This window comes from Kocuria sp. cx-455 (assembly GCF_057707085.1).
The window spans coordinates 57480-82247 of record NZ_JBYIPM010000002.1; the positions used below are offsets into that span (position 1 = coordinate 57480).

General features: G+C 64.8%; 26 protein-coding genes and 1 riboswitch. Of the genes, 4 read left to right on the forward strand and 22 right to left on the reverse strand.

Features of this window, described 5'->3' with window-relative positions:
* Positions 1-28: 28 nt before the first annotated feature.
* Positions 29-298, reverse strand: coding sequence for a 30S ribosomal protein S15 (rpsO, locus tag AC3ENJ_RS04125; protein ID WP_431813175.1), 270 nt, complete (start codon positions 296-298; stop codon positions 29-31).
* 192 nt (positions 299-490) lie between these two features.
* On the opposite strand from rpsO, the gene AC3ENJ_RS04130 reads away from it, so the two are divergent.
* The 3 genes from AC3ENJ_RS04130 to AC3ENJ_RS04140 are packed head-to-tail and all read left to right on the forward strand — an operon-like array spanning position 491 to position 2595.
* Positions 491-949, forward strand: coding sequence for an S-ribosylhomocysteine lyase (locus AC3ENJ_RS04130; protein WP_190781618.1), 459 nt, complete (start codon positions 491-493; stop codon positions 947-949).
* The gene (gene mtnN / locus AC3ENJ_RS04135; RefSeq protein ID WP_431813176.1) at positions 946-1719 is read left to right on the forward strand and encodes a 5'-methylthioadenosine/S-adenosylhomocysteine nucleosidase; all 774 of its coding nucleotides are present in this window, start codon (positions 946-948) and stop codon (positions 1717-1719) included. Before AC3ENJ_RS04130 ends, mtnN begins: the two co-directional genes overlap by 4 nt.
* Before the next feature lie 12 nt (positions 1720-1731).
* Positions 1732-2595 carry an aldo/keto reductase gene (locus AC3ENJ_RS04140; protein ID WP_190781620.1) on the forward strand — a complete coding sequence of 288 codons (864 nt, stop codon included), beginning with the start codon at positions 1732-1734 and terminating at the stop codon, positions 2593-2595.
* Between the two features lie 18 nt (positions 2596-2613).
* Here the strand turns inward: AC3ENJ_RS04140 and AC3ENJ_RS04145 are convergent, their stop codons facing one another.
* The 9 genes from AC3ENJ_RS04145 to rimP all read right to left on the reverse strand — a co-directional run bounded on the left by AC3ENJ_RS04145 (position 2614) and on the right by rimP (position 11282).
* Positions 2614-3627 (reverse strand): bifunctional riboflavin kinase/FAD synthetase, encoded by a 1014-nt coding sequence (locus AC3ENJ_RS04145; protein WP_431813177.1) that lies wholly within the window; start codon positions 3625-3627, stop codon positions 2614-2616.
* 42 nt (positions 3628-3669) lie between these two features.
* The gene (locus AC3ENJ_RS04150) at positions 3670-4137 is read right to left on the reverse strand and encodes a hypothetical protein (protein ID WP_190781622.1); all 468 of its coding nucleotides are present in this window, start codon (positions 4135-4137) and stop codon (positions 3670-3672) included.
* 43 nt (positions 4138-4180) lie between these two features.
* Positions 4181-4558: a hypothetical protein gene (locus AC3ENJ_RS04155; RefSeq protein WP_190781623.1), complete on the reverse strand. Its 378-nt coding sequence runs from the start codon at positions 4556-4558 to the stop codon at positions 4181-4183.
* Positions 4558-5559 (reverse strand): tRNA pseudouridine(55) synthase TruB, encoded by a 1002-nt coding sequence (truB, locus tag AC3ENJ_RS04160; protein ID WP_431813178.1) that lies wholly within the window; start codon positions 5557-5559, stop codon positions 4558-4560. Before truB ends, AC3ENJ_RS04155 begins: the two co-directional genes overlap by 1 nt.
* A gap of 5 nt (positions 5560-5564) precedes the next feature.
* Complete coding sequence (rbfA, locus tag AC3ENJ_RS04165; RefSeq protein ID WP_190781625.1) at positions 5565-6029, reverse strand: 30S ribosome-binding factor RbfA; 465 nt, start codon at positions 6027-6029, stop codon at positions 5565-5567.
* A 162-nt stretch (positions 6030-6191) separates the two neighbouring features.
* Entirely contained in the window at positions 6192-9086 is a 2895-nt protein-coding gene (gene infB / locus AC3ENJ_RS04170) for a translation initiation factor IF-2 (RefSeq protein ID WP_190781626.1), read from the reverse strand.
* A 125-nt stretch (positions 9087-9211) separates the two neighbouring features.
* Entirely contained in the window at positions 9212-9544 is a 333-nt protein-coding gene (locus AC3ENJ_RS04175) for a YlxR family protein (RefSeq protein ID WP_190781627.1), read from the reverse strand.
* 132 nt (positions 9545-9676) lie between these two features.
* Complete coding sequence (nusA, locus tag AC3ENJ_RS04180) at positions 9677-10654, reverse strand: transcription termination factor NusA (RefSeq protein WP_190781628.1); 978 nt, start codon at positions 10652-10654, stop codon at positions 9677-9679.
* Positions 10655-10790: 136 nt separating this feature from the next.
* Entirely contained in the window at positions 10791-11282 is a 492-nt protein-coding gene (gene rimP / locus AC3ENJ_RS04185; RefSeq protein WP_190781629.1) for a ribosome maturation factor RimP, read from the reverse strand.
* 64 nt (positions 11283-11346) lie between these two features.
* Between rimP and AC3ENJ_RS04190 the strand changes: the two genes are divergently transcribed.
* The gene (locus AC3ENJ_RS04190) at positions 11347-12231 is read left to right on the forward strand and encodes a hypothetical protein (protein ID WP_431813179.1); all 885 of its coding nucleotides are present in this window, start codon (positions 11347-11349) and stop codon (positions 12229-12231) included.
* Here the strand turns inward: AC3ENJ_RS04190 and AC3ENJ_RS04195 are convergent.
* The 12 genes from AC3ENJ_RS04195 to AC3ENJ_RS04250 all read right to left on the reverse strand — a co-directional run bounded on the left by AC3ENJ_RS04195 (position 12218) and on the right by AC3ENJ_RS04250 (position 24703).
* Positions 12218-13024 carry a TSUP family transporter gene (locus AC3ENJ_RS04195; RefSeq protein ID WP_431813180.1) on the reverse strand — a complete coding sequence of 269 codons (807 nt, stop codon included), beginning with the start codon at positions 13022-13024 and terminating at the stop codon, positions 12218-12220. The genes AC3ENJ_RS04190 and AC3ENJ_RS04195 overlap by 14 nt on opposite strands.
* Before the next feature lie 27 nt (positions 13025-13051).
* On the reverse strand, positions 13052-14881 hold the full coding sequence (locus tag AC3ENJ_RS04200; RefSeq protein ID WP_431813181.1) for a proline--tRNA ligase: 1830 nt from the start codon (positions 14879-14881) through the stop codon (positions 13052-13054).
* A gap of 100 nt (positions 14882-14981) precedes the next feature.
* Positions 14982-15737 (reverse strand): hypothetical protein, encoded by a 756-nt coding sequence (locus AC3ENJ_RS04205; protein ID WP_431813182.1) that lies wholly within the window; start codon positions 15735-15737, stop codon positions 14982-14984.
* 129 nt (positions 15738-15866) lie between these two features.
* On the reverse strand, positions 15867-16715 hold the full coding sequence (locus tag AC3ENJ_RS04210) for a GNAT family N-acetyltransferase (protein ID WP_431813183.1): 849 nt from the start codon (positions 16713-16715) through the stop codon (positions 15867-15869).
* Positions 16716-16726: 11 nt separating this feature from the next.
* Positions 16727-17893 (reverse strand): flavodoxin-dependent (E)-4-hydroxy-3-methylbut-2-enyl-diphosphate synthase, encoded by a 1167-nt coding sequence (ispG, locus tag AC3ENJ_RS04215; protein ID WP_190781635.1) that lies wholly within the window; start codon positions 17891-17893, stop codon positions 16727-16729.
* Positions 17894-18072: 179 nt separating this feature from the next.
* The gene (locus tag AC3ENJ_RS04220; RefSeq protein ID WP_190781636.1) at positions 18073-18729 is read right to left on the reverse strand and encodes a methionine ABC transporter permease; all 657 of its coding nucleotides are present in this window, start codon (positions 18727-18729) and stop codon (positions 18073-18075) included.
* A complete protein-coding gene (locus AC3ENJ_RS04225; RefSeq protein WP_431813184.1) occupies positions 18729-19781 on the reverse strand; it encodes a methionine ABC transporter ATP-binding protein in 1053 nt (350 codons plus the stop codon). The genes AC3ENJ_RS04220 and AC3ENJ_RS04225 overlap by 1 nt, the downstream gene beginning before the upstream one ends.
* Positions 19778-20662 (reverse strand): MetQ/NlpA family ABC transporter substrate-binding protein, encoded by an 885-nt coding sequence (locus AC3ENJ_RS04230; RefSeq protein ID WP_190781638.1) that lies wholly within the window; start codon positions 20660-20662, stop codon positions 19778-19780. The genes AC3ENJ_RS04225 and AC3ENJ_RS04230 overlap by 4 nt, the downstream gene beginning before the upstream one ends.
* Positions 20663-20765: 103 nt before the next feature.
* A riboswitch (SAM riboswitch) is annotated at positions 20766-20880 on the reverse strand.
* A 32-nt stretch (positions 20881-20912) separates the two neighbouring features.
* Positions 20913-22217: a 1-deoxy-D-xylulose-5-phosphate reductoisomerase gene (gene dxr, locus AC3ENJ_RS04235; RefSeq protein ID WP_431813185.1), complete on the reverse strand. Its 1305-nt coding sequence runs from the start codon at positions 22215-22217 to the stop codon at positions 20913-20915.
* 90 nt (positions 22218-22307) lie between these two features.
* A complete protein-coding gene (locus AC3ENJ_RS04240; RefSeq protein WP_431813186.1) occupies positions 22308-22577 on the reverse strand; it encodes a GlsB/YeaQ/YmgE family stress response membrane protein in 270 nt (89 codons plus the stop codon).
* Positions 22578-22694: 117 nt separating this feature from the next.
* Positions 22695-24338, reverse strand: a complete 1644-nt coding sequence (locus AC3ENJ_RS04245; protein WP_431813187.1) for a monocarboxylic acid transporter — start codon at positions 24336-24338, stop codon at positions 22695-22697.
* 2 nt (positions 24339-24340) lie between these two features.
* Positions 24341-24703 carry a DUF485 domain-containing protein gene (locus AC3ENJ_RS04250; protein WP_431813188.1) on the reverse strand — a complete coding sequence of 121 codons (363 nt, stop codon included), beginning with the start codon at positions 24701-24703 and terminating at the stop codon, positions 24341-24343.
* Positions 24704-24768 lie beyond the last annotated feature (65 nt).

The window sequence follows — 24768 nt, forward strand, 5'->3', positions numbered from 1 at the left end:
AAAACACGGGGAACACCGAGGACTCACATCACTTACGCAGGCCGAGACGCTCAATGAGCGCACGGTAGCGGGCGATCTCAGTGCGACGCAGGTAGTCAAGCATGCGACGACGGCGACCCACCAGGGCCATGAGGCCGCGGCGAGTGTGGTGATCGTGCTTGTGCTGCTTGAGGTGCTCGGTCAAATCGGAAATCCGACGGGACAGCACGGCGATCTGCACCTCGGGCGAACCGGTGTCGCCCTCGTGAGTTGCGTACTCCTCGATGATTTCCTGCTTGACAGCGGCATCCAGTGCCATGAATAACTCCTTGAGTTAGTACCGTGACCGCCCGGTGCGCGGGGTTCGCGCCCGGGGTTCGGGAGTTTCCCCGAGGCCTGACCGCCACGGACCGCAGTCTGACCGTTGACCAGTCTAACGGACGGCATCCAATACGGCGTATTAGGCGGGTCACCGTTATGGATGTCTGCCTCAACTGGGACAATGGGCACCATGAAGAAAATGAACGTGGAGTCTTTCAATCTGGATCACCGTTCGGTGGCAGCCCCCTACGTGCGGGTCGCCGATCGTAAGGAGTTGCCCGGCGGGGACACTCTGATCAAGTACGACGTCCGTTTCACCCAGCCCAACCAAGCGCATTTGGAGATGCCCGCGGTCCACTCGATCGAGCACCTGACCGCTGAGCACATGCGCAACCACACGGAGGCGCTCATCGACTTCTCCCCCATGGGCTGCCAGACCGGTTTCTACGCGATCATGCTCGGCGTGGAGGACACCGAGTTCAAGAACCTGTTGGAGGCCACGTTCCAGGACATCCTCGACGCCGGCGAGGTCCCCGCGGCCAACGAAGTCCAGTGCGGCTGGGGCGCCAACCACAGCCTGGAAGCAGCCCAGTCAGCCGTGCGGGAGTTCTTGGACGAGCGCGCCGCGTGGGACGAGGTCACCCGGTGAACCCAGACGCCTCCCAGGAGACGGTGAACCGGGACGCAACATTGTTCGGTCGGTGCGTGGGCTCACCCGCCGTGGTGGTCGCCATGGACGAAGAGGCCGAGCCCTTCCTGGCTCGCGCCACGGAGCGAGCGGCGCAACCACTCACCGTGGGCCCCGCTCTGGTGTACGCGGTGATCCTCGAGGGCGACCCGGTGTTGCTCGTGCGCACCGGCATCGGCCTGGTCAATGCGGCGTCGGCACTGACCGCCGTGATCGAAAGGTTCGAACCTTCCGCCGTGATCTCCGCGGGATCCGCCGGCGGGTTAAGGTCGGACGTCAATGTGGGCGATCTGGTGATCGGCACGGACTATTGCTACGCCGATGCGGACGCCACGGCGTTCGGATACCTTCCGGGCCAGGTTCCCGGCATGCCGGAGAGCTACTTCTCCGCGGCACGCTTGCTGGCCGCCGCGGAGGACGTGATCGGGGCCGATGAACAAACCGTGCTGCGGGGCACCATGCTCTCGGGCGGTTCCTTCGTGACGGAGGCGAACGTGGGCGCGACGCGTGAGATCTTTCCCAATGCACTGAGCACCGACATGGAGACCGTGGCACTTGCGCAGGTGTGCGCCACCCGCCAGTATCCTTTCCTGGCCGTCCGCAGTGTTTCAGACCTGTGCGGGCCGGCAGCCGGCCAGCAGTTCCACCTGGAAATCGACCTGGTGGCAGAAATCAGCGCGAGTGCGGTATGCCAGGTACTGAGCACCATTCGCCAAAGCACGTCCGAGTGAAGTGAGGAACGCATGAGCGACAAGAAACTTGAGGATGCCGTACCGGATGTCCCGCGCCACGTGCTGCGGGACGGGACCAAGATTCCCCAGTTGGGCCTGGGCACCTACCCCATGGATGATGCCGAGGCAGAGGCGCTGATCCCGGAGGCTTTGTGGCGCGGCTACCGTCTGGTGGACACCGCCGTGAACTACGGCAACGAGCTCGGTGTGGGTCGTGGCATCAAGGCATCGGAGATCACACGTGACGAGATCTTCCTGACCACCAAACTTCCGGGCCGTGACCATGGCACCGATTCCGTGCGCCGTTCCCTCGAGGGATCGCTCGAACGACTCGGCACCGATTACGTGGACCTGTACTTGATCCACTGGCCCAATCCTGGCGTGGACCGCTACGTGGAGACCTGGCAGACCATGATCGAGCTCCGCGATCAGGGATTGGTCAGGTCCATCGGTGTGTCCAATTTCCTGCCGGAACACCTACTGCGTCTCGAACGGGAGACCGGTGAAATGCCGGTGATCAACCAGGTGGAACTGCACCCGCAGTATCAGCAGGAGCTACTGCGTGAATTCCACGCCGAGCACAAAATCGTGACGGAGGCGTGGTCACCGCTGGGTCGCAAGACCGACATCCTGCAGCACGAATGGATTGCGGACATTGCACGCAAGGTGGGTCGCACGCCCGCCCAAGTCATGCTGCGGTGGCACATTCAATCCAACATTCTGCCCATTCCCAAAACCTCGAACGTCACACGCATGGCCGAGAACCTGGATGTCTTCGACTGGGACCTGACCGACGAGCAGATGAAGCGCATGAAGATGCTGCACACCGGTTTGAGCGGATCCGGATTCGATCCGCGCGAGCACGAAGAACTGTAACCGAGCCCGGTTCCCTCCTCAGACGGTCTCGCGAGGCTCCTTGGCCAGGATCTCGCGAGACCGTTCGACGTCGTCGTTCATTTGGGCCACGAGAGCATCGATCCCCCGGTAGGCCACCATGCCGCGCAACCGTTCCACGAACTCCACCACGACCTCCTGGCCGTAGAGATTGAAATCCTCGATGTCCTCTTCCGGGCGATCGATCACATGGGCCTCAACCTGCCGGGACACTCCCTCGAACGTGGGATTGGAGCCCACGGAAATGGCGGTGGGCCACCGCTTGCCGTTCGCGTCCACGAGCCAGCCCGCGTACACGCCGTCCGCGGGAATGAATCCCGTTGCCTCCGACGAGAGATTGGCCGTGGGGAATCCCAGTTCGCGTCCGCGGGCCGCCCCGTGGACCACCTCTCCGCGCATGCGGTGGTTTCGGCTGAGCAGCCCGGCGGCGCCGCGCATGTCCCCGGCTTCCAAGCACGAGCGGATCCAGGTGGACGAGCATCTGCGTTCCGTGGCGGCAGCCGCCGGGGTGCCGTTCCTGAAGGGGGTGGAGGGTTCCGTCCCCACGACGTCGGCAACGACCATCACATCGAAGCCGTGTTTCTCGCCCAGCGCCCGGATCGCGTTGAGATCCCCGGTGTTGTCCCTGCCCAACCGAACATCGGCCCCGATCACCAGGCAGACCGCCTCGAGGGGTTTGACCAGGTAGTCCACCACGAATTCTTCGGGTGTCAGCTGCGCGAAATCGAGTGAATAGGGCTGCACCAGAACGGCATCGATACGCGTGGTCTCCAGCGCATCAAGTTTGTCCTCGAGGCCCATGATCACCCCCGGGTGCGATTCCGGGCGGTGCACGAGTGCCGGGTGGGGATCAAAGGTGACCACCACGGAGTGCGCGTTGCGCTGCCCGGCCACCTCCAGCAACGTGTCGAAAACGTGTTGGTGACCGCGGTGGACTCCGTCGAAATTTCCGATCGTCACAACGGACGGTCCGAAACCCGGCGTGATGTCGTCGCGGGATCTCCAGTGGATCACTGTTCTCCTCGAGGTCGAGTGTGCGGGCGGGACGAAACGAGCCTACCCGTTCGAATGGTTCGGTCGGGTGCGCCACAACCAGATGAGCCCGATCACGGGCAGCACCAAAGGCACGTATCCGTACCCGGCACCGAAATGGGACCAGACACTGGCCTTGGGGAACAGCCCGGGGGCCATGACGCTGAGCAGTCCCACCGCAAGCACGCCGATCATCTCGGTCCACACGGCGAGCCAGGCGATCCGGTGCCACCCCGGGCCCGATTTGCTCAGCGCCACGGTGGCAATCACGTAGATCGCCGCCGAGATGGTGGACAGGATGATGGCGAACGGTGCCAGGGAGAACTCCGTGCCGAGCTGGTATAGGGAACGCACACCGGCGGACAGTGAGAAAACCCCGTAGATCACGATGATGACTCGGCCGAACCCACTGGATTTGGCGTCCGTGCGTTGGGTGCGCGCTCGATGGCCGAAGCGCTGCTGCAGTGCGTTGTGCTCGGTCGGCTTGCTCACTGGAGTCCTGTCCTTTCCGTGGTGTTCTCGATCGCGGTCCTGCTCAGACATTCTGGTAGTACCAAATGAAATTCATCCTGTACACCATGACGACCACCACGGGTCCCGCCGCGGCCAGGATGAGAGTCGACCACCGTGATCGTTCCACGAGAGACCAAATAAAGGTGCCGGCGGGGATCAAGAGTGCCGTGAGCAAGTACCCCCAGTACTCGAGAACGCTCCCGGAAGCTTCCGCCCCGTACAGGGGAAGGAACAGTGAGCCCACCATGTACACGATCAGGAACAGCTCCAGGACCAGCACCGAGCCCTGGGAGAAGTCGTCCGGTTCACGCCCGCGGAGGGCCTGCACCACGCAGATCAGACAGGACAGTGTGCCAATCACCACCGAGGCCCAGAACCACCCGTCATAACCCCACAGCATCAGTGGACCTCCTGTCCGAGTGAGAAGGTTTCCCCGGCGGCGATACCGAGCACGGACGTCGCGTACCGGTTGGCAGCGGAACCGCGGTTTTCGGCCAGCGCCACCAGGGAGCCGTCCGGAGCGAAACACGCCACGGGGAGGTCGTGCCCGGCCGCCAGCTCCGCGGGGTGGGCCGAGATTCGCCGTCCGTGAGACAGATCGGTGGCCTCTTTCGCGTCCAGACGGCGCACGGGAAACAACTGGGCGGCGACGGCGTTGATCTCCAGGGTGTCCACGGTGCCACCGGCGCTCACGGACCGCGTCAGTTCTTCCAGGGTGTGGGCCTGATCCAGGGTGAACGAACCCACGCGGGTGCGCCGCAGCGCTGTCAGGTGACCCCCCACGCCCAGGGCGCTTCCCATGTCCCGCGCCAGCGCGCGAATGTAGGTACCCGACGAACACGAGACGGTGGCGGTCACGGTGATGCCCGTGTCCTCCCGGTCAATGCCGTGCACCGTGAAGTCCTGGATCGTGACGGCCCGGGCGGCCAGGACGACGTCCTCACCGCCGCGCACACGCGCATAGGAACGCTTGCCGTTGACCTTGATGGCGCTCACGGCGGACGGGACCTGTTGGATCTGCCCCGTCAACGCAGTGACTTCGCGATGAATATCCTCGTCGGTCACGGCCGCGAGAACCGAGGCGTTCGCTCGCTCGGCGACCTCGCCCTCGGCGTCGTCGGTCACCGTGGCCGCACCCAGCCGAATGCTGGCCTCGTACGTCTTGGACGTCCCGGTGACCCAGGTGAGTAGCTTGGTGGCCTTCTCCACCCCCAGGACCAAGACGCCCGACGCCGCGGGGTCCAGGGTACCGGCATGGCCGACCTTGCGGGTGCCGGCCAGCCGCCGCATGCGCGCCACGACGTCGTGAGAGGTCCACCCGAGGGGTTTGTCGACGATGACGAACCCGGCCACCCTCGGGAGCGAGGGGGCCGGGCTCGGAACGTGGGGCCGTTCACTCACGCGCGTCAGCTCCGTGCGGAGTTGGAGTCGGGGGCGTCGTCGTCCGGGTTGTCCTCGGGCGTGCGGTAGGCATCCTCACCGGCAGCGTAGGAAGCGCCCACGGCCTGCGCCGCGACCTGCTCGTCCTTTTCGCGCGCGGCGCGCAGGAGTTCCTCGAGACGAGCGGCGTCGGCGGGAATCTCGTCCGCCACGAACGTGAGCGTGGGCGTGAGGCGAGCCGTGATGTTCTTTCCCACCTCGGAACGCAGCACGCCCTTGGCGGACTCGAGGGCACGGGCGGTGTCCGCGCGCTGCGTCTCGTCGCCGTACACCGTGTAGTACAAGGTTGCGTGCTGCAGGTCGTTGGTGACCCGGGCATCGGTGATGGTCACGAAGCCCAGGCGGGGATCCTTGATCCGGCGCTCGAGTGCCTGCGCAACAATCACCTTGATGCGGTCGGCGAGCCGTGCGGCGCGAGCGGCGTCAACCATGGTGACTCTCTTTCGCTGGGGAACGCTGAGCGTTCCGTGTCAGAAATCTGGGGTGCGGCGCCGCCGTGATGACGACGCCGCTGGCCCGCCGCCGTGGGCGGCGGGCCGATGCGGCGGGCACCTACCGGAAACCGGGGCACCCGCCGCCGAGCGTTACGTGGCTCAGGCGCGAGGCTTCTCGCGCATCTCCCACGTCTCGATCATGTCGCCCTCTTGGATGTCGTTGAACGAGCCCAGGCCGATACCGCACTCGTAGCCCTCGCGGACCTCCGTGGCGTCGTCCTTGAAACGGCGCAGCGAATCAATGGTGAGGCTGTCCTTGACCACGTTGCCGTCACGCACCAGGCGAGCCTTGGCGTTGCGCTTGACGACACCCTTGGTGATGTACGCACCGGCGATGTTGCCCCACTTGGAGGACCGGAACACCTCGCGGATCTCGGCGGTACCGAGCTCCACCTCTTCGTACTCCGGCTTGAGCATGCCCTTGAGGGCGTTCTCGACATCATCAATGGCGTTGTAGATCACCGAGTAGAACTTCATGTCCACGCCCTCGCGGTCCGCGAGTTCGGTGACACGCTCGGCCGGACGGACGTTGAAGCCGATGATGACCGCGTTGTCCACGGTGGCCAGGTTGACGTCGTTCTGCGTAATGGCACCCACACCACGGTGGATGACACGCAGCTGAACTTCGTCCCCGCCCACATCGATCTTGAGCAACGAGTCTTCCAGGGCCTCCACGGCACCGGAGACGTCACCCTTGATGATGAGGTTGAGGGTGTCCATCTTACCCTCGGCCACGGCCTCGTCGAAGGACTCGAGCGTGATGCGCTTGCGGCGCTTGGCCAGCTGCGCGTTGCGATCTGCGGCCTGACGCTTCTCGGAGATCTGACGTGCCGTGCGCTCCTCCTGGGTCGCCAAGAAGGTGTCACCGGCACGGGGTACTGCGGACAGACCCAGCACCTGCACCGGACGCGACGGCAGTGCCGCCTCGACGGGCTGACCGTTCTCGTCGAACATTGCGCGCACACGACCGTGAGCAGCACCGGCCACAATGGCATCGCCGACCTTCAGCGTGCCGGACTGGACCAGCACGGTGCACACTGCACCGCGGCCCCGGTCCAGGTTGGCCTCAATGGCCACACCGCGAGCATCCTTGTCGGGATTGGCCTGCAGCTCCAGGGCGCCGTCGGCGGTCAGGACCACCGCGTCGAGCAGGTCCTCGATGTTCAGACCGGCACGGGCGGAAACATCCACGAACATGGTGTCGCCACCGTATTCTTCGGGGATCAATCCGTACTCGGTGAGCTGACCGCGGATCTTCTCCGGGTTGGCCTCCGGCTTGTCGATCTTGTTCACCGCGACCACGATCGGCACGCCGGCCGCCTGGGCGTGGTTCAACGCCTCGACGGTTTGCGGCATCACGCCGTCGTCAGCGGCGACCACCAGAACGGCGATGTCGGTGACCTTGGCGCCGCGGGCACGCATGGCGGTGAACGCCTCGTGACCCGGGGTGTCGATGAACGTGATCAGACGTTCCTCGCCGTCCACCTCGGTGGAGATCTGGTACGCACCGATGTGCTGGGTAATGCCGCCGGCCTCACCCTCGATCACCGTGGTGTTGCGGATGGCGTCCAGCAGACGGGTCTTACCGTGGTCCACGTGACCCATCACGGTGACAACCGGAGGACGGGATTCGAGAACTTCATCGCCCTCGGCCTCGGCCTCGGCCTCGAGATCGATGTCGAAGGATTCGAGCAGCTCGCGCTCCTCGTCCTCCGGCGAGACGATCTGGATCTTGAAGCCCAGCTCGGCGCCCAAGAGCTCGAACGTTTCCTCGTCCAGCGACTGGGTCTGCGTGGCCATTTCACCCAAGTGGATGAGAACGGTCACCAGCGAGGCCGGGTTGGCGTTGATCTTCTCGGCGAAGTCCATGAGCGAGGCACCGCGACGCAAGCGGACCACCGTGTTGCCGTCACCGTGCGGAACGGAGACGCCGCCCACGGCGGGTGCTGACATCTGCTCAAGCTCTTGACGCTTTGCCCGCTTCGACTTGCGCTGCCGGCCGCGGCCGCCACCACCACGACCGAAAGCACCCTGGGTGCCGCCGCGGCCACCACGGCCGCGGAAACCGCCGCCGCCACCGGGACCGCCACCACCGCGGCGGGGACCGCCGCCACCGGCGTTACCGGGACGGCTGCCGATGGGAGCCACACCGGTGGTGTGGCCCGGCATCATGTTGGGCGAAGGGCGAGGACCACCGGGACGGGGAGCACCCTGTCCCTGGCCCTGACGGGCACCACCCGGACGCGGAGCGCCGGTGCGGGCTCCACCCTGACTACCCTGAGCGCCGTGCGGGGGGCGCGGCCCACCCGGACGGGGCCCTGCCGGGCGAGGACCGCCGGGGCGGGGACCGCCCTGGCCGGAACCGCTCGTGCGCATACCCTGCTGGGGCGCGAAGGGGTTGTTACCCGGGCGAGGAGCACCCGGCTTACCGGAACGCTGCTGCCCCGGGCGGGCGCCGCCGGGCTTGGGAGCATTGGACTCGGAACCGCGGCCCATGCCCTGCTGCGATGCGTACGGGTTGTTTCCCGGACGGGCACCGCCCGGCTTGGGAGCCGAGGACTTGGGTGACTGCGGCTTGGACTCGGGGGCCTTGGGAGCCTGTGCCTTGGGTGCTTCGGCCTTGGGAGCCGGAGCAGGCCTGGACTCTGCCGTGGGGGTCGCGGCCGGGGCCGTCTGCTCCTTGGCCTGCGCGGGTTTGGGCGCAGCTTGGCCCGGCTTGGGACCGGGTGCTGCTACCGGGCGTGTGCCGGCGGACTTGGTCTCGGTCTTGGGCTGCTGCGCGGGCTTGGCGCTCGGGGTCTTTTTCTGAGCCTTCTCCGCCGAGGCGTCTCCGGAACCGGCCGGGAACGCAGTGCGAAGTTTCTTGGCTACCGGGGGCTCCACCGTGGACGATGCTCCACGGACGAATTCCCCTAATTCTTGAAGCTTGGAAATCGCTTCTTTAGACGTGATACCGAGCTCTTTGGCGAGCTCGTGGACACGGGGCTTGGCCACATTTCTCCTGTCTCGGTCCGCACCGAAACAGGCACGAACCTTTTATCTTCCGTTGATGCGGCCTTGGGGCGCGTCGCTGCTCGACATGCGACCCCGCTGGCCGTGGGCGGAGTACGAAAAAGTACTCATCGCTTGGCACTCATCGGTTTTCCATGGTCTTCTGACTCGCTTTCCTTCTGCCCGTTCCACCGTGTGGACAGTAAAACGTTGAGGTGGTGGCCGAGGTTCTCTGCACTGACGGCGGTGCGGAACGCGCGGTTGAATGCGCGGCGCCGCACTGCCGTAGTGACGCATTCCTGGGTGGGATGCACCCAGGCACCTCGGCCGCCGATACGGCGGGACACGTCCAGTACGGCTTCCGGGCCGTGTTGGGTGTGCTCCACCGCTACGCGGACGAGTTGGTCAGGGGATACAACTTTTTTGCACCCCACACAGGTTCGAAGGCTGTTTTGGCTCACCCTCGCTCCTGCACTTGCTCACGTGGGTACGGGGTCATCGCCCTGGCGATGCCGGTGCGTACGCACAATTCACGAACTGACCACAGACAAGTCTAACGCGCCGGGGTTGATTCCCTCGAATTGCGGGAATTGTCAGTGATTCGCCACCCGCGACTCGGGCACGATGTCGATGCGCCAACCGGTCAATCGTGCGGCCAGGCGCGCGTTCTGGCCTTCCTTGCCGATCGCCAGTGACAACTGGTGGTCGGGCACCACTGCGCGAGCGGAGCGGGTTCGCTCATCCACGATCTCGACTCGGGTGGTCTTGGCCGGGGACAGCGCGTTGGCGATGAACACGCCGGGTTCCTCGGTGAAGTCGATGATGTCGATCTTCTCCTCCCCCAGTTCATTCATGACCGCCCTGACACGCGAACCCATCTCACCGATGCACGCGCCCTTGGCGTTGGCTCCGGGCCGGGTGGCCACCACGGCCATCTTGGTACGGTGGCCGGCTTCGCGTGCGAGCGCGACGATCTCCACGGAGCCGTCCGCAATTTCCGGGACTTCCATTTCGAACAGGCGACGCACCAGATCCGGGTGGGAGCGGGACAGAGTGATGGACGGGCCCTTGAGACCGCGTTTGGCTTCGACCACGAACGCGCGAATGCGGGCACCGTGCTTATAGACCTCGCCCGGAGCCTGCTCGTGCGGCGGCAGCACGGCCTCAACGGTGCCCAGGTTCACCTGAATCATGTTGGGGTTCTTGCCCTGCTGGATCTGCCCGGATACGAGCTCACCCTCGCGGCCCTTGAAGTGACCCAGCACGTTGTCGTCCTCGACGTCGCGCAATTTCTGCAGGATCACCTGGCGCGCCGTGGCCGCGGCAATGCGCCCGAAGCCCGCGGGGGTGTCATCGAACTCGCCGATCTTATTGCCGTCCTCGTCGACCTCGTCCGCCCAGATGCTCACGTGACCGGTACGGCGCTCGACTTCGGCGCGGGCGCCGCTCACGGCGCCCGGGGACTTCTGGTAGGCGAGCAGCAGGGCTTGTTCAATGGTGGGGATCAGCACGTCCACCGGAATGTCCCGTTCGCGTTCGAGCAGACGCAGGGTGCTCATATCAATGTCCATGTGACCGGCCTTCCTTCGTGCCCATTCGGGACCCGTCCGGGAACCAAACAGCGCGCCACACATGGGAGGTGTGGAGCGCTGCAACGTGGGTATTGGCTAATTGTTCTTCGGGCTATGGTACATCCCCCGTGCCCGGTCAGATTTCGACCTCGACCCGGGCGCCGCGCACGTGCTGGTAGTCCACGCGCTCGGGATCCAGGTACTTGATGGGCATACCCTTTTTCGGCTGGTGCCAGCGCTGAACCACCGCGTGATCCTCGTGGGCCTCCAGCAGACGAGCCGTGTAACGCTCTCCCTCCGTGGGCCGGATGCGCACGAGGTGTCCCACATTGCGCTTCCAGTGCCGCGGATTTTCCAGCTCACGCGTGGCACCCGGGGTCGATACTTCCAATTCGTAGGGCGGGCCCGGGACGGGATCGTGCTCGTCCAGAGCGGCTGAGATCGCTCGAGACACCTCGGCCAACCGGTCCAGGTTCAGCGCGTCCGTCCCGTCCGGAAGGTCCAGCACGATGCGCAGGGTCCGCTGCCCAGCCTGGTGGACCAGTTCCAGGTCCTCGAGGAACAGCCCCTCGGTGGTGACCACCGGCTCCACACTGTTGCGAATGGCGGTGATGTCTGCCGAGCTCATACGTTCTCCTTAGTGTCGGTTGTTGTCTCTATCATGGAACATCATGGAACCAAAGGGGGTAATCGTGGCCGCTGCACGCACCACTCGCGCCTGGGCGTGGGTGATAGCACTGGTGGCCATGGTCCTGGTGCTCGTCCTGGCCGCCGGCGCGTGGGCCAGGTGGCGCTCATTGTCCGATCACGACGCCGCCCGGTTGGCCGCCCGGGACATCGTCGCCGCCGTGGCCGAGTCCCCGGACACCCACATTCCCCAGGAGACCTCGGACCGCCAGCTGTCCGCTCTCGGTCCCGCGGCAACTCCCGCTCAACGCGAGCGGTTGAACGAACAACTGGACCCCGGGCCACTGCCCACCGCCGTCTCTCGGCTCACGGAGCTGGCATCGGACCAGGAGGATGCGGAACTGGCGGCCACCATGGCGGCCATCGCGGCGTCGTGGTCCGCTACCGCCGCCAGGACGGATTCCGATGCGCCCCTGGCCATGGATGTTGCCGCCGGTGATCCCCTGGACGTGGCGGCAGCACAGCGTTGCACCCCCGAGCTGACCGCCCTGGCCACGCAGCTGGATCGCGCCCGGTACACCGCGCAAGCGGCTGAGGCACGGGAGGACAACGGCACAGATTTCAGCGCTGCGGCGTTGCGGCAATGGCAGGACGGTCTCGACCGCCTGCACGACGCGCCGGAAGTTGCTCCGCTGTACGCGTGCGACCCCCATCCCGCCCGGGGCGGTTACCAGCTGCCCCCAAACATTGCGGGGAACGCTCCGGAAGCAACGGGCCACGTTGCCGGGGACGTCTCCGAGTACGCGGCGGCCGCTCTGGCGGCGTCGGCGCCCGCGGAACGGCCCTGGCTGATGGCCTCCCTGGAGACGTCCGCGCGCGCTCAGGCCCTGTTACAACCGCATGACCCCGTTCCCGCGCTGGTGGGGGACATCACCGTCACCGGCCGGTGAGGATGTCCCACCCCAGCTTCACGATCAGGACCGTGACCACCACGAAAAATATGGCGCGGATGAAGGTGCTGCCCTTGGCCACCGCCGTGCGCGCACCGATGTAACCGCCCAGCATGTTGCTCACCCCCAGCACCAGTCCGAGTCCCCACACGATGGACCCGTTGGCCGTGAACACCACGAGTGCGCCGAGGTTGGTGGCCAGGTTGATGATCTTGGCCTTGGCGCTCGCGGCCAGGAAACTGTAACCGAGCACCGAGACCAGGCCGATCACCAGGAACGACCCCGTCCCGGGACCCATGACGCCGTCGTAAAACCCAATTGCCGCGCCCAGCAGAACCGCCAGGCCGTAGTGGCGGACCCCGGTGTGACGAAGGGCCGTGAGCTGGCCCATGGTCGGGTGGGCGACCGTGAAGATCAGCACTCCGATCAGTGCGGCCACGATGATCGGCCGGAAGACCTCCGAGGGCAACAGCGAGGCGACTGCCGCTCCTCCCCCGGAGGCCGCCAGGGCCACGAGGGCCATGGGCAGCGCCGTGCGAAGATCCGGATGCACTCGCCGGTAGTAGGTCACCGCTGACGTCGCCGTGCCGAAGATCGAGCCCATTTTATTGGTCGCGAGCGCCTGGACCGGCGAGATGCCCGGGATCATCAGGGCCACCGGAAGCTGCAGCAGACCGCCACCGCCCACGACCGCATCGATGAATCCCGCGGCCAAACCGGTGAGAACCAAGAGCAGCAGAAGGCTCGGGGTCGCCGATTCCAACCCCGAGCCCTCCAAGAACCACGCATCCATGCAGAGTACCTACGGCCGCTCGCGCGGTTACCGGGCCTCGTTCGATGCCGGGCGCGGATCGCCGGCGAGCTCCGAACGCAGTTCCTGGACCACGTGGTCCCGAGCAATGTCTCGGCTGTCACCGCTACGGCGATCTCGGATTTCCAGCAGGCCGTCCTTGAGCCCGCGCCCGATCACCAGGACCGTTGGAACACCCAAGAGTTCTGCGTCACCGAACTTCACGCCAGGAGAAGTCTTGGGCCGGTCGTCGAAGAGCACGCTCATCCCGGCGTCCTCGATCTCCTTGACGATTTCTTCCGCGGCCTCGAGCACCTCGCCGCCCTTGCCCGTTGCCACCACGTGGACATCGGCCGGGGCCAGATTGCGCGGCCACAACAGCCCCTTGTCGTCGTGGTAGTGCTCAGCGACCGCTGCCAACGCGCGTGTGACACCGATGCCGTAGGAGCCCATGGTCACGGTCACGAGTTTTCCGTTCTGATCGAGCACCTTGAGTCCCAGGGCCTCGGCGTACTTACGTCCGAGCTGGAACACGTGTCCCATTTCGACGCCGCGCGCGATCTCCAATTCGCCGGATCCGTCCGGAGCCTGGTCGCCCGCGCGCACATTGCATGCCTCGAGTGTGCCGTCCCAGGTGAAGTCACGCCCCGCGATCAGGCCGTACACGTGCATCTCGCTCACGTTGGCCCCGGTGATCCAGCTGGTTCCGGGAACCACACGGGGATCCACGAAGTACGGGATCCCCGACTGGGATTTCGTACCCAACAAGGCGTCGTCCAGTGTCATCCCCGGGCCCAAGTAGCCCTTGACGATTTCGGGGCGAGCCCGCAGTTGTTCGTCACTGGCGGGTTCCACATCCGGTTCGCCGCCCACACCGAGAGCCTCACCGATACCGGCCGCGACGCGCTTGATGTCGATCTCACGGTCGCCGGGCAGACCGACGGCGACCAGCTGCTTCTCACCGTCCGGCAGAATCACGGACAGGACCACGTTCTTGAGGGTGTCCGCCGCCTTCCACTCCCCCGTTTCACGCGGATGCAACTCGTTGGAGCGTTCCACCAGGGTGTCAATGGTGGGGCTGTTCGGTGTCCTGTTCACCTGGGCGGCCGGGGCGTCGTCGTAACCAATGGGTTCCGGCGGCACCGTGGTGACCGCCTCGACGTTGGCCGCGTACCCGCCGGCCGTACGCACAAACGTGTCCTCACCAATGGGCGTGGGGTGCATGAACTCCTCCGAGCGCGAGCCGCCCATGGCCCCTGACTGGGCCGAGACCGCAACCACCGGCAGACCGAGACGTTCAAAAATCCGAACGTACGCGGCGCGGTGTTGGGCGTAGGAGTCCTCCAACCCGGCGTCGTCGACGTCAAAGGAGTAAGAGTCCTTCATGATGAACTCGCGCCCGCGCAGCAGGCCGGCGCGGGGGCGGGCCTCGTCGCGGTACTTGGTCTGGATCTGATAAAGAATGGCCGGCAGATCCTTGTAGGACGAATACATGTCCTTGACGAGCAGCGTGAACATTTCCTCGTGCGTGGGGGCGAGCAGGTAGTCGGCGCCCTTGCGGTCCTTGAGCCGGAACAGGTTCTCGCCGTACTCCGTCCACCGGTTGCTGACCTCGTAGGGTTCACGCGGCAACAGTGCCGGGAAATGAACCTCCTGGGCACCAATGGCGTCCATTTCCTCGCGGACCACGGTCTCGACCTTGCGCAGCACTTTGAGCCCGAGTGGCAACCACGTGTAGATCCCCGGCGCGGCGCGCCGGATGTAACCGGCGCGGACCAGCAGACGGTGGCTGGCCACATCTGCATCAACGGGATCCTCGCGCAGTGTGCGGAGGAACAGGGAACTCAGACGAAGCGGCACGAAGAGTCCTAACCGCCCGTAAACGGGCCAAATAAAGAGGGGCTGGTATCTGGTGGGATTCTATCCCCCGGATACCAGCCTCTCAGACCAAGATGGGTGCTTACTGCTCGGAAATCTTGGTGACGGATTCCTGCAGGATGCTTTCGATGTCCGGGGCCGCGGCACTCGGGCTCGCGGCGCCACTGGAGCCACCCTGCCCGCTGACCACGACGAACGTGTTTCCCACCACGGCGGACGCCTGGGTCATCGTGTTGGACTGCCCATCCATGTCCATGGTCATGTTCATCAGCGTTGCCTCGGTGGCCTTGTCGAGATCGAGATCGCGGGGTTCAATGCTCGCTTCGATTTTGTTACCCATGAGCTCCATGGTGAACTCGCGGCAGTCCTCGTTCTGCTGGTTTGCCGTTCGGGCATGCTCAGCGGCTTCATCGGACGAACCCATGGGCAAGGCGGTCACCGCGTACTGCCCCTCGGAAGGAGTGGCCACGACAATGTCCTCCACGTGCCCGGATGAGGTGTCCATTGCCTCCTTGACCAGGTCCTTGCACTGTGCCGGTTCGATCGTGGCCTGATCGATCACCTGCTCCAGGTCCTCCATCTGACTGCCGGCGTTCTCCCCGTCCATGGGCTCGGCAGACAACGTCTGGCCCTCGACCTCCACGCTGTTGAGCGCACTGACCACCTGGTCCTGGGAATAGCTGGCTTGGGGGTCGGGTTCGTCTCCGCCTCCTCCGCCTCCCGCGGAACATGCGGTGAGTGCCAACGCGGCGACCGCGACGGCGGTTACCGACCGAGCGGCGTGTCGCACTACGAACGGTCGACGGGAGGAGAACGTGGGGGTAGTGGTGGAGCCCATGGGAAATCACCTAATTTTCGCCGGTTGTATCAGTTGACTGAGCGGCTGATGGTGCCGCGCACCAAATGTAACCCGGCGCACACCTCACGCAGGGTCATCCCGAAAATTGTGAAGTCTCTTCCGCGCCGACTACAACAACACCGTGGCGAAAGTACCCGACCGTTCAAAACCGACTTTGCGATACGTGGCCAACGCGGGCCGGTTGTAGGAGTTCACGTACAGGCTCACCACGGGAACGTAGGTCCTGGCCAGAGCCACCGTCGCCGCCATGCACGGGGTCGCAAGTCCCCGGCCGCGATGCGCCGGATGCACCCACACACCCTGGATCTGACACACCCGCCCGCTCATGGCTCCGATGTCCGCCTTGAAAATAACTGTGCCGTCCGTGTCGTCCGTGAGTACCGCGGTGCGACGATCGCGCAGCAACTGTTCAATGCGCTTGCGGTAACTCTGGGCGCCGTCCACGAACGGGGAGTAACCGACCTCTTCCTCGAACATCGCCGCGGCTGCGGGCAGGACACGGGAGAACTCGGACACCCCGGCCCAGCGCACCCGATCCGAAACAGCGCTGAATTGCTCGGCCGCCGGGTCGGTGTCCATCGCGAGCAGGGGCTGGTCGGGGCGTACGTCGAAGGGTAGGGGCCATGAGTCCTTGAGCCGGTTCCACAGCCCCATCACGGGCTCCGCCGGTCCGAACAGGGAAGCGTAGCGGGAACCGCCGCGCGCGAGGTGGTCCGCGACCAGGTCCTGGCCGGTCTCATCCAGGGCGATCGGGACCACGTTGGTACCCACCCAGCACGCGCCGACCAGTTCTTGAGCGGGACTCATGATGCCCAGTACGGGCGCGGGTCGACGCCGCCGGGACGCCCGGACGGTGTCCACGTGCGCGGCGACGAACACCGATGACACCGCGTGACGCGCCAGGAGCCGGTCCAGTTGTCCCTGCGGTACGGCCCCGGGAACCAGCAAACGCGTCACCCGGTATCGGGTCATCCGGCCGTCACGACCGGAGCGCCCTCGACCGGCTGACCGTTCTCGTCCAACTCCATGTTCTCGGCCATGAGGTTCGCCTGCTCCAGCAGCGTTTCCACGATCTGGTCCTCGGCAACGGTCTTGATGACCTCACCCTTGACGAAGATCTGCCCCTTGCCGTTACCCGATGCCACGCCCAGGTCAGCCTCCCGGGCCTCACCCGGTCCGTTCACCACGCAACCCATCACGGCCACGCGCAGCGGCACGGTGAGGTGCTCGAGTCCCTTGGTGACGTCGTCGGCGAGCTTGTAGACGTCCACCTGGGCGCGTCCGCAGGACGGGCACGAGACGATTTCCAGCTTGCGGGGGCGCAGACCCAGCGACTGCAGGATCTGTGTGCCCACCTTGACTTCTTCGACCGGGGGTGCGGACAGGGAGACCCGTATGGTGTCCCCGATGCCCTGCCCCAACAGGATGCCGAAGGCCGTGGCGGACTTCACGGTTCCCTGCAGAGCCGGCCCGGCCTCGGTGACGCCCAGGTGCAGGGGCCAGTCCCCGCGCTCGGCCAGCAGCTGGTAGGCGCGCACCATGGTCACGGGGTCGTTGTGCTTGACGGAGATCTTGAAGTCGTGGAAGTCGTGTTCCTCGAACAAGGATGCTTCCCAGACGGCGGACTCCATGAGCGCCTCCGGGGTGGCCTTGCCGTACTTCTCGAGCAAGCGCTTGTCCAGGGAGCCTGCGTTGACCCCGATGCGGATGGAGACGCCCGCGGCTTCCGCCGCGCGGGAAATGCCCTCGATCTGATCGTCGAACTTGCGAATGTTGCCCGGGTTCACCCGAACGGCCGCGCAACCGGCGTCAATGGCCGCGTACACGTACTTGGGTTGGAAGTGGATGTCCGCAATAACCGGAATCGGCGACTTCTTGGCAATGATGGGCAGCGCATCGGCGTCGTCCTGGGAGGGGCACGCGACGCGCACGATGTCGCAGCCGGCGGCGTTGAGCTCCGCGATCTGCTGCAACGTGGCATTGATGTTGGTGGTGGGCGTGGTGGTCATCGACTGCACGCTGATCGGAAAATCCGATCCGACACCCACGGAGCCCACCTGGATCTGACGGGTCTTTCGCCGAGGTGACAGGACCGGTTGGGGTGCAGCGGGCATACCGAGACTGACCGAACTCACGAATTTCCTCCAGGGGATGGTTGGCCGGGTCGCTGAACAGTGCTCCCCGATTCATTCACCTTCCATTGTGCCACTTCGCGGGAACGCTGCGGCCGGACGTGAGCAAACGAACGCTCGACGACGCCGCCCCGGGCCTTCCGTGGGAAGGCCCGGGGCGGGGATCGAAGCGGGAGTTGTCGCTAGCGGCGCATGATCTTGCGCGCCAACCAGTTGCCGAAGAACTGGACCAACTGCACCAGGATGATGATGACGATCACAGCGGCCCACGTGACCTCGTCGTTGAAACGCTGGTACCCCAGGCGCAGGGCGAAGTCGCCCAAACCACCGGCGCCAATGGCACCGGCCATGGCGGACATGTCCGTGATGCCGATGACCAAGAAGGTGTAGCCGAGTACCAGCGGGCCGAGAGCCTCGGGCAGGATCACCGTGGTGATGATCCTCGACCGGGACACGCCCATGGAACGGGCTGCCTCGACCACACCCGGATCCACGGTCATCAGGTTCTGTTCCACGATGCGCGCCACCGCGAAGGTCGCGCCAATGGTCATGGCGAAGATCGCGGCATTGGGCCCCAATCGGGTGCCCACGACGGATTCCGTGGCCTGGCCCAGTGCGGCCAGGAGAATGATGAACGGGATGGGGCGGATGAAGTTCACGAGGAGGTTCAGGGCGGTGAAGACCGCGGTGTTCTCCAGGATGTTGCCACGCCTGGTGACGTAGAGACCCACGCCCACGAGCAAACCGATGAGCCCGGCCAGCACCAGGGTCACGGACACCATGTAGAGGGTCTGGCCGGTGGCGGACAGTAACTGGGGTCCCAAGACTGACCAATCCATCAGCGGGCCACCTCCTCTACCTTGGTGATCTCGCGCAGTCGGACAATGGTGTTGTCCACGGCGGTGTCCGGGCCGTTGAGCGACAGCGTGAGAGTGCCGAATGATCGGGACTGCAGCATCGAAATACCGCCGAACGCGATCTCGAACGTCACGCCGTCACGAGCGCACTGCGAGAGCACGGAACCGATCCTGTTCTGGTCCGTGACATCCACCAGGATCAACCGACCCGGGTGTTCCCGGCGAACCTTGGCGATCTCGTGCCCCCGGGGAACGGTACGCATCACCGAGGACACGAACTTCCGAGTGGTCTCCGCCTGCGGATGAGCGAAGACGTCCGAGGTGGCACCCACCTCCACCACGCGGCCACTGTCCATGACCGCCACGCGGTCTGCAATGGAACGGACCACGTCCATTTCATGGGTGATGAGCACAATGGTGATCCCCAGCTCACGGTTCACCCGCCTGAGCAGGCCGAGCACCTCCTGGGTGGTCTCCGGGTCCAGCGCCGAGGTGGATTCGTCCGCGAGCAGCAATTCCGGGTTGGACGCCAAGGCGCGTGCAATGCCCACCCGCTGCTTCTGACCGCCCGACAGTTGTTCCGGGTAGTTCTTCGCCCGGTCCGTGAGCCCCACGAAGGCCAGCAGTTCCGTGACCCGTTGGGCGCGTTCCTCGGGCTTCCACCCGGCGCGTTTGAGCGGATACTCGATATTGCCCGCCACGGTACGCGAATTGAACAAGTTGAACTGCTGGAAGATCATGCCGATCTTGCGACGAATCGGGGCCAGCTGAGTCTCGGACTTGCCGTCCACCCGGTTGCCCGCCACTTCCAACGATCCGGAGCTGATGGGCTCCAGGCCGTTGATCAGACGGACCAAGGTGGACTTGCCGGCACCGGAGTACCCGATCACGGCGAAGATCTCGCCCTTGGTGATGTCCAGGGTCACGGTGTCCACGGCGTTGACCACGCGAGGAGCCCGCTTGGATCCGCCGGTGTAAACCTTGCTCACATCCCGGAAGCGCACCAGGGTACGCTCACTGGATTCGGCAATCACTGGGTCTGTTCCTTCAGATCTTCCTGGTACCGCGTCAAGAGGTCCTTGAGTTCCTGCTGGTCGACCTCGGTCGGTACAGCAGTACCCTTGCTCTCCTCGTCCTCGGCCTTCAAGACCTTGGGATCGTAGTAGAAGCTCGCGACCTTCTTGAGGGTCTCGTTGTCCGCGTTGGCCTCGGTGGCGGCGAAAATGTTGTCGAAGACCTTGGCGCTGTCCTGCGTGGGGTCATCCGAGGCAAGGGCGGACTTCGGATCAATGTCGGCGCGGCCCAGGAAGTCGTTGTTGATCACGGACGCGGCCACGGAATCCATGGATAGAACGGTCTGCTCGGCGGATACCGGGCGGACGGAGACCTTGGACTTCTCGGTGTCGATATCGCCTTCGGTCGGGGCGATCGTGTCCTTGGTGAATTCCACCAGGCCCTCTTGCTTCAACAGGTTCAACGCGCGGCCCAGGTTGATGGAGTCGTTGGGGATCGCGATCTCGTCGCCGTCCTTGATCTGGTCCAGGGAGTCGTACGTGCTGGAGTACATGCCCAGCGGGTAGATCGCGGTGGAACCGACCGGGGTGATGGTGTCCCCGGAGTTGTTGTTGTAATCCGCAAGGTAGGCGATGTGCTGGAACCAGTTCATGTCCACATCGCCGCTCTTGGTGGCGGGGTTCGGCTGGTTGTAATCGCTGAAGTCCACGTATTCCACGGTGATGTCGTTCTCCGCAGCGACTTCCTTGAGGGCGTCGTGCGCGGGTTCCGAACCGACAATGCCAATGGTGATGGTGCCGTCTGCAGCGGGATCGGAGGATTCAGAGTCTCCGCCGCACGCGGTCAGGGTGAGGCCAAGGGTGGTGGCCAGCGCAAGGGGGATCAAACGGTGAGATCGCACGATGTGCCTTTCCGAGGAGTGGAATGTTCTGGGCGGTCAACAGTGAAAGGCGGTGCATTCCAGGACACACCGCAGTCGCAGGGCTCGTGCTGGGTGATTCGGAAATCCGCACTTGCCGGGAGCTACGTTAACCGCGGCCGGATGGTCATCTGGGGCACCCCGCTACGGGAGAGGGTTGCCGTCCGGCCAGCCAGAGCTTGACGCCGGATCTCGTCATCCACGGTCCATCCTAACACGGGGTCGACGGTAGTCAGCGAGCGCTGAAACGCTGCGCAATCAACTGGTCCGCCCGGTTCCTGGCCCAGTCCTCGGCACCCAGGACGTCCTCGAGCCGCGGGGACTTTTCACCCTCGTGTTCATCAACCACTGCCGCGACAATGTCCACGATGGTCGTGAAGTTCACCTCACCGCGGTGGAAGGCGTACACGGCCTGTTCGTTGGCCGCGTTGAACACCGCCGGCCAGGTGCCGCCCAGCTTCCCGGCGTGCTTCATCAGCTCGATGGCGGGGAACGCCTCGGCGTCGAGTGGCTCGAAGGTCCATTGCGCCGCGTGCGTCCAGTCGCACGACGCCGCCGCGCCGGTAATTCTGTGGGGCCACCCCACCCCTAAGGCAATGGGCAGTCGCATGTCCGGCGGTGATACCTGAGCCAGTGTGGAGCCGTCCACGAACTGGACCATGGAGTGCACCACGGACTGTGGGTGCACCGTCACGTCGATCCGCTCCAGGGCCACGTCGAACAACAGGGATGCTTCCAGCACCTCCAGCGCCTTGTTGACCATGGTGGCGGAGTTGGTCGTGACCATCACCCCCATGTCCCACGTGGGGTGTTTCAGCGCCTCCTGGGGCGTGACCGTGGTGAGTTGCTCCCGTGACATCCCGCGGAAGGGCCCGCCCGACGCGGTGAGGATCAAGCGGTCGACTTCGTTGGAGCGGCCTCCCCGCAGCGCCTGCGCCAGAGCCGAGTGCTCGGAATCGACCGGGATCAGCGCGGTCTCCAGGCCCGTGGCGGCCGCCGCCCGTTTGACCAGCGGACCACCCGCGATGAGGGACTCCTTGTTGGCCAGTGCCACGGGCGTCCCCGCGCGTAGTGCGGCGAGCGTGGGAGCCAACCCGATGGACCCGGTAATTCCGTTGAGCACCACGTCACAGTCCGAGTGTTCCGCCACGCGCGTCGCGGCTTCGGGCCCGTGGAAGATCTCGGGGGTGAAACCCGCCAGGCCCTCCCCCGAGGCTCGCTGCGCAATGAGCTCCTTTAGCTGCCGTGCGTGCTCGCCCGTGCCACTGGTCCCGACCGCGGCCACACGTTCTCGGACGGCCTGCTCCGCCAGCACCGGCAGGTTGGACGTCCCCGCGGCCAAGGCAGTGACCGACAGCGGCGGGTGCCCCGCAGCGGCGTCGTTACCGCCCGGTCGCCGCAGCCCGCGCGCGGAGGCGACGACGTCGAGCGCTTGCGTACCAATGGAACCCGTGGAACCCAGAATGACCACGCGCCGGGGATGCTCGCGAGTGGCGCTGTCGAATTCGGGGGTCATGGTCAGGGGTGCGTCAGACATGGTCACCAGTATCTCGTGGAAGGAAAGAGCTCGGGACAGACAACAAGGGCGCCACCCGGAGGTGACGCCCTTGTTCAGTGATGCCGTGGATCAGCGACGAGCGCCCTTGCGGCCGGTCACTGCACCGTAGATGAACAGCACGATGAGTGCGCCCACGACTGCGGTGATGATGGTTCCGATGTCGAACACCGAATCCAAGGATCCAATGCCCACCAGGCTGCCCAGGAAGCCGCCCACGATGGCACCGATGATGCCCAGGATGATGGTGACGATGATGCCGCCACCCTGACGACCCGGCATGATGAGCTTGGCGAGTGCGCCAGCGATCAGGCCCAGGACGATCCAGCTGATAATGCCCATGATTCCTCCAGTTTAGCTATTGGCTTGAACACGAGGCTGTCGCGTTCGTATGCCTTGGTCAGCGTACTGACTGCCAGCTTTTTACCAGGTTACAGGAGAAATCGCCGGGACACTCAATCAGTGGTTGACTGCTTTCTCTGCACCGACACCCGTCAGGGAACGAACTTCCATTTCGGCCTGCTTCCTGGGGTCCTCCGGCCGGCGCTCGGACATGGAACCGAGGAAGCCCAACAGGAAGGACAGCGGAATGGAAATGATGCCCGGGTTGGACAGCGGGTAAATGGCGAAGTCTGCGCCGGGGATCATGGACGTCTCAGCGCCGGACATCACCGGCGAGAAGATGATCAGGACCACGGAGCTGATCAGACCTCCGTACATGGACAGCACGGCACCGCGAGTGGTGAAGCGCTTCCAGTACAGCGAGTACAGAATCGTGGGGAGGTTGGCCGACGCGGCGACCGCGAAGGCCAACGCCACTAGAAACGCAATGTTCTGGCCCTGGGCGCCGATACCGCCGATAATCGACACCAGACCGATGATCACCACGGTGGTCTTGGCGACGCGCAGTTCCTGTTTGGGATCGGAATTGCCGTGCTTGATCACGGATGTGTAAATGTCGTGTGCGAAGGACGCCGAGGCCGTGATGGCCAGGCCCGCGACAACGGCGAGGATGGTTGCGAAGGCCACCGCGGCGATCAAACCCATCAGGATGGAGCCGCCCAGCTCGTAAGCAAGCAAGGGAGCCGCCGAGTTCACACCACCGGGGGCGTTCAGGATCCGGTCGGAACCGATCATTGCGGCTGCGCCGAACCCCAGTACCAGGGTGAACAGGTAGAACAGGCCGATCAGCGTGATGGCCCACACCACGGATTTACGGGCTTCCTTGGCGGTGGGAACCGTGTAGAAGCGCATGAGAACGTGCGGCAGACCGGCGGCACCCAGGACCAGCGCCAGACCCAGCGAGATGAAGTCGATCTTGGTGATCTCGCTCAAGCCGTACTTCAAGCCCGGATCGAGCATGGCGGGGTTGTTGTTGGTCTCCACCGCGGCGCCCAGGATGGACGAGAAGTTGAAGCCGAACAGCGCCAGGATCCACACGGTCATGACGGCAACACCCGTGACCAGCAGGCACGCCTTGATGATCTGGACCCACGTGGTGCCCTTCATGCCGCCCACCAGGACGTAGACGATCATGATGACACCCACGATCACGATGACCAGGGACTGACCCGTCTTGGAACCAATACCGAGCAACAGCGACACGAGCGCCCCGGCACCGGCCATCTGCGCCAACAAGTAGAAGAACGTCACGGCCAGGGTGGAAATGGATGCGGCCACGCGCACGGGGCGCTGGCGGAGGCGGAAGGACAGGACGTCCGCCATGGTGAATTTGCCCGTGTTACGCAGCGGCTCGGCAATGAGCAGCAACGCAACCAGCCAGGCCACGAAGAAGCCGATGGAATACAGGAACCCGTCATAGCCTTGCAGCGCAATGGCTCCGACGATGCCCAGGAACGACGCCGCCGAAAGGTAGTCACCGGCAATGGCGAGCCCGTTCTGCGTACCGGAGAATGAGCGGCCGCCGGCGTAGTAATCAGCCGCGGTCGAGGTGGACTTGGACGCGCGGATCACCACGACCAACGTAATGACCACGAAGGCCAGGAACACACTGATGTTGATCCAGGGGGTGCCGACGGTTTCGGTGTCCGCGTCGGTCGCTGCGTGGACCGCGGGAAGAACCGCAGAGGTGATATTGATCATGGTTACGCTTCCCCTCGTCCCGCACCGGAGGCCTCGAGGTGCTCGCGCAGAGCAGTGGCCTGGGGATCAAGTTTCCGGTTGGCAAAGGACACGTACGCCGCTGTGATGCCGAAGGTGGTGACGAACTGCAGGAGCCCCAGGAGCAACCCGAGGTTCACGTTCCCGAAGACTCGCTGGGACATAAAATCGGGGGCGTAGATGGCCAGCACCACGTACAGCAGGTACCAGACCAGGAACGCAATGGCCATGGGAAAGACGAACGAACGATGGGTTTTACGCAACCGCTGGAACTGGTCCGAGCGTTGCGCGTCAGTGAAGTCGAAAGCCGTGGAGCTGGCCGAGTCGACAGGGGGCGTAGACGCCATGAGAGCCTCCTTGTGTGATGAAGACCACGTTAAGCTCTTTGTATCCACAAACACAACAGCAACAC

Excerpts from the sequence above, each read along its gene's own strand:
- rpsO (WP_431813175.1), bottom strand. The coding sequence starts at position 298 with ATGGCACTGGATGCCGCTGTCAAGCAGGAAATCATCGAGGAGTACGCA.
- AC3ENJ_RS04130 (WP_190781618.1), top strand. The coding sequence starts at position 491 with ATGAAGAAAATGAACGTGGAGTCTTTCAATCTGGATCACCGTTCGGTG.
- AC3ENJ_RS04140 (WP_190781620.1), top strand. The coding sequence starts at position 1,732 with ATGAGCGACAAGAAACTTGAGGATGCCGTACCGGATGTCCCGCGCCAC.
- AC3ENJ_RS04155 (WP_190781623.1), bottom strand. The coding sequence starts at position 4,558 with ATGCTGTGGGGTTATGACGGGTGGTTCTGGGCCTCGGTGGTGATTGGC.
- rbfA (WP_190781625.1), bottom strand. The coding sequence starts at position 6,029 with ATGGTTGACGCCGCTCGCGCCGCACGGCTCGCCGACCGCATCAAGGTG.
- nusA (WP_190781628.1), bottom strand. The coding sequence starts at position 10,654 with ATGGACATTGATATGAGCACCCTGCGTCTGCTCGAACGCGAACGGGAC.
- rimP (WP_190781629.1), bottom strand. The coding sequence starts at position 11,282 with ATGAGCTCGGCAGACATCACCGCCATTCGCAACAGTGTGGAGCCGGTG.
- AC3ENJ_RS04195 (WP_431813180.1), bottom strand. The coding sequence starts at position 13,024 with ATGGATGCGTGGTTCTTGGAGGGCTCGGGGTTGGAATCGGCGACCCCG.
- AC3ENJ_RS04205 (WP_431813182.1), bottom strand. The coding sequence starts at position 15,737 with ATGGGCTCCACCACTACCCCCACGTTCTCCTCCCGTCGACCGTTCGTA.
- AC3ENJ_RS04220 (WP_190781636.1), bottom strand. The coding sequence starts at position 18,729 with ATGGATTGGTCAGTCTTGGGACCCCAGTTACTGTCCGCCACCGGCCAG.
- dxr (WP_431813185.1), bottom strand. The coding sequence starts at position 22,217 with ATGTCTGACGCACCCCTGACCATGACCCCCGAATTCGACAGCGCCACT.
- AC3ENJ_RS04240 (WP_431813186.1), bottom strand. The coding sequence starts at position 22,577 with ATGGGCATTATCAGCTGGATCGTCCTGGGCCTGATCGCTGGCGCACTC.
- AC3ENJ_RS04245 (WP_431813187.1), bottom strand. The coding sequence starts at position 24,338 with ATGATCAATATCACCTCTGCGGTTCTTCCCGCGGTCCACGCAGCGACC.
- AC3ENJ_RS04250 (WP_431813188.1), bottom strand. The coding sequence starts at position 24,703 with ATGGCGTCTACGCCCCCTGTCGACTCGGCCAGCTCCACGGCTTTCGAC.